The 2875-nt window shown below is 65.3% G+C and carries 2 protein-coding genes; both read left to right on the plus strand.

Features of this window, described 5'->3' with window-relative positions:
* Positions 1-1278: GtrA family protein (locus tag EOA29_RS31465; RefSeq protein ID WP_127222083.1), on the plus strand; the 1278-nt coding region annotated here is incomplete at its 5' end.
* Between the two features lie 211 nt (positions 1279-1489).
* Positions 1490-2839, plus strand: a complete 1350-nt coding sequence (locus EOA29_RS31470) for an EAL domain-containing protein (protein ID WP_126090958.1) — start codon at positions 1490-1492, stop codon at positions 2837-2839.
* Positions 2840-2875: the final 36 nt, after the last annotated feature.

Below are 2875 nucleotides of genomic sequence, written 5' to 3' on the forward strand. Positions count from 1 at the left end.
GCATTGCTGCTCGAGGCCCCGGCGCATCGGGCAGCCGCGTTTGTTTCCGGCCTCTGCGCGGCGCTGACGCTCGCCGTCGGCATGGAAACCGTGCCCTATGTCGCCACCATCGGCGTCTGCGTGGCGCTGCTTTTTGTTGTCGACGAGAGCGGCGAGCGCGCGATCGCCAGGGATTTCGGACTGGGCTTCGCCGGTGTCTCGACGCTTGTCTTCCTGGCCACCATCCCGGCCTCGGCATGGGGCGAGGCGCGATGCGACGCCTTCTCGACGGTGCAGTTCGTCGCCGCCGCCGTCGCCGGTATCGGGCTCTCGGCTATTGCCGCGAGCGGGCTCGCCGCTCGCGGCCGGCGGCATCGTCTGGCGTCGCTCGCCGTGTTGGCGGCGGCCATCGGGCTGGTCATGCTGGCGCTGTTCCCGCAATGCCTGACCGCGCCCTATGCCAGCCTCGACCCGCGTCTCAAGCAATTGTGGCTGGATCACATCACGGAAGCCCAGTCGCTGTTTGCGCTGGTTGTCGACAAGCCTGCGCTCGTGGCGGCGCGCTACGGGACGCCGCTGGTGGCGATTTTTCTGATGGCGCTGCGTCTGGGCCGTGGCGGGTGGCGCCGGCAGGACAGCCTTGTCGGCGCGCTGCTCGTCGTCGCCTTCAGCGTTGCGGTCTGGCAGGTGCGCGGCTCGACATTCTCGATCGCCTTTGGCGTGATCCCGCTGTCCGCCTGGATCGCGAAATGGCGCGCGCGGGCCGAAACCAATTCCTCGCTGGCAGTGGCTTTGCGCCTTGGTGCGGTCTGGCTTGTATCGATCAATCCGGTTTGGATAGGCGCCGCCGCGGCGACCTCGGTAGCATTGGAAAAAAACACCTCTGCCGCGGACGAAAGCAGCACCGACAAGGGTTGCGAGAAGACGGCCAGCTTCGCGGCGTTCGGCCGCATGCCCGAAACCAGCGTGCTGGCGACGTCCAATCTGGGGTCGCCGATCCTGGCCTTTTCGGGGCATCGGGTCTTTGCCGGTCCCTACCACCGCAATGTCGCCGGCAATCTTCTGGTGCTGGACGCGTTTCTCGGCACGCCGGACGCGGCACGCAAAATCGTGGAGGCGCATCGCGTCGGCCTGGTGGCGGTCTGCCGCGGCAGCGGCGAAAGCGCCATGCTGGCCAAAAGGGCGCCGCGCGGCTTCCTTTCCGGTCTGCTCGAGGGCAGTGTTCCGGACTGGCTGGAGCCGGTCGCCGAGACGAAAGGCAGCCCGATCGAGCTCTATCGCCTCAGGCAAGCCGGCTAATGCATGTCGCCCAAAACTGCGCAGCGGTTTTGGGACAACGACATGCATCAAAACAAAGACTAAAAACGCGTCGCCTGATCCGTTTCAGCGCCACGTGCTTTAAGCGCCGTGCGGACTTTTGAGGCCATTGAAAAATCGATTTTTCCGATACCTTTCCTAAACGCTTTGCTGCCAGTCTGAAGATAAATACCGCCATCACAACAGGGACATGATGCAAACGACGTTTGGCACCGGGCAGCCAGGCAGGGAAAACTCGGATCTGGCCTTCACCGATCCGCTGACCGGGCTTGGCAACCATCGTCGCTTCTTCGACAAGGTCGATCGCCTGATCAGCGATCGCGCCGACGATCCCGCGCCCTTCACCGTCGGCATCCTCGATCTCGACGGCTTCAAGCCGATCAACGACCTGTTCGGTCACAAGGCCGGCGACGACATCCTGATCCAGGTGGCGATGCGCCTGCGCGCCTCGATGGACGGCTATTCCACCGTCTGCCGTATCGGCGCCGACGAGTTCGCCTATCTCTATCCGATGGTGTTCAGCGAGGAGCAGGCGGCCGAGAAGTCGCGCATGCTGATCGAGATCCTGTCGGCGCCCTACGACGTCGGCGAGCGTACCGCGAGATTGTCGGCCTCGGTCGGCTGCTCGCTGTTCTATTCCGGCGACGAGACCACCGAGATCCTGATCAACAAGGCCGAGACCGCGCTCTACCACGCCAAGCGTTCGGGCCGCGGCCGCGTCGTGGTCTACACCCGCGAGATGGAGGAGGCCGCCAAGCGCGTCACCCGTATCGAGCAGGCGCTGCGCCGCGCCGTCTCCGCCGGCGAGGTCGAGCCGCATTTCCAGCCGATCGTCGATCTCAACAGTCGCCGCACCATCGGCTTCGAGACGCTGGCCCGCTGGACCGATCGCGATCTCGGCACGGTGCCGCCGAGCGTCTTCATTCCCATCGCCGAGGAGCGCGGCATCATCGGTCCGCTGTCGCAGCTCGTCCTGCGCAAGGCGACCGAGGCTGCCCGCAACTGGCCGAAGGACCTGTTCCTGTCCTTCAATCTGTCGCCGTCGCAGCTCGTCGACCAGAACACCGGCCTGCATATCCTGGCGATCCTCGACCGCACCGGCTTCGATCCGAGCCGGCTTGAGATCGAGATCACCGAAACCGGCTTGATGACCGACCCGGCTTCGGCCGAAAAGATCGTCGGAGACCTGCGCCGCGTCGGCATCCGCGTCTCGCTCGACGATTTCGGCACCGGCCAGTCGTCGCTCGGACGCCTGCGCGAATTCCATTTCGACAAGCTGAAGATCGACCGCGCCTTCGTCTCCTCCATTCTCGACGACCGGCCGTCGGAGCACATCATCCGCGCCATTCTCGCCATGTGCGAAGGGCTCGGCATGGATGTGGTCGCCGAAGGCATCGAAGAGGAAGCGCAGGCCGACCGCCTCGTCCAGTTCGGCTGCGCCGGCGGCCAGGGCTATCTGTTCGGCAAGCCGGCCGATGCCGACGCCACGCTGGGCTACCTGCGCGACTCCTATCGCGGCGCGCTGCACGCCAAGGCGATCTGACTACCCCCACCCCTAACCCCTCCCCTCTGTTTGGAC

Source organism: Mesorhizobium sp. M1E.F.Ca.ET.063.01.1.1, from assembly GCF_003998155.1.
Taxonomy (GTDB): Bacteria; Pseudomonadota; Alphaproteobacteria; order Rhizobiales; family Rhizobiaceae; genus Mesorhizobium.

Bases quoted from the DNA above. Each gene is read 5' to 3' on its own strand.
- EOA29_RS31470 (WP_126090958.1), top strand. From the start codon at position 1,490: ATGCAAACGACGTTTGGCACCGGGCAGCCAGGCAGGGAAAACTCGGAT.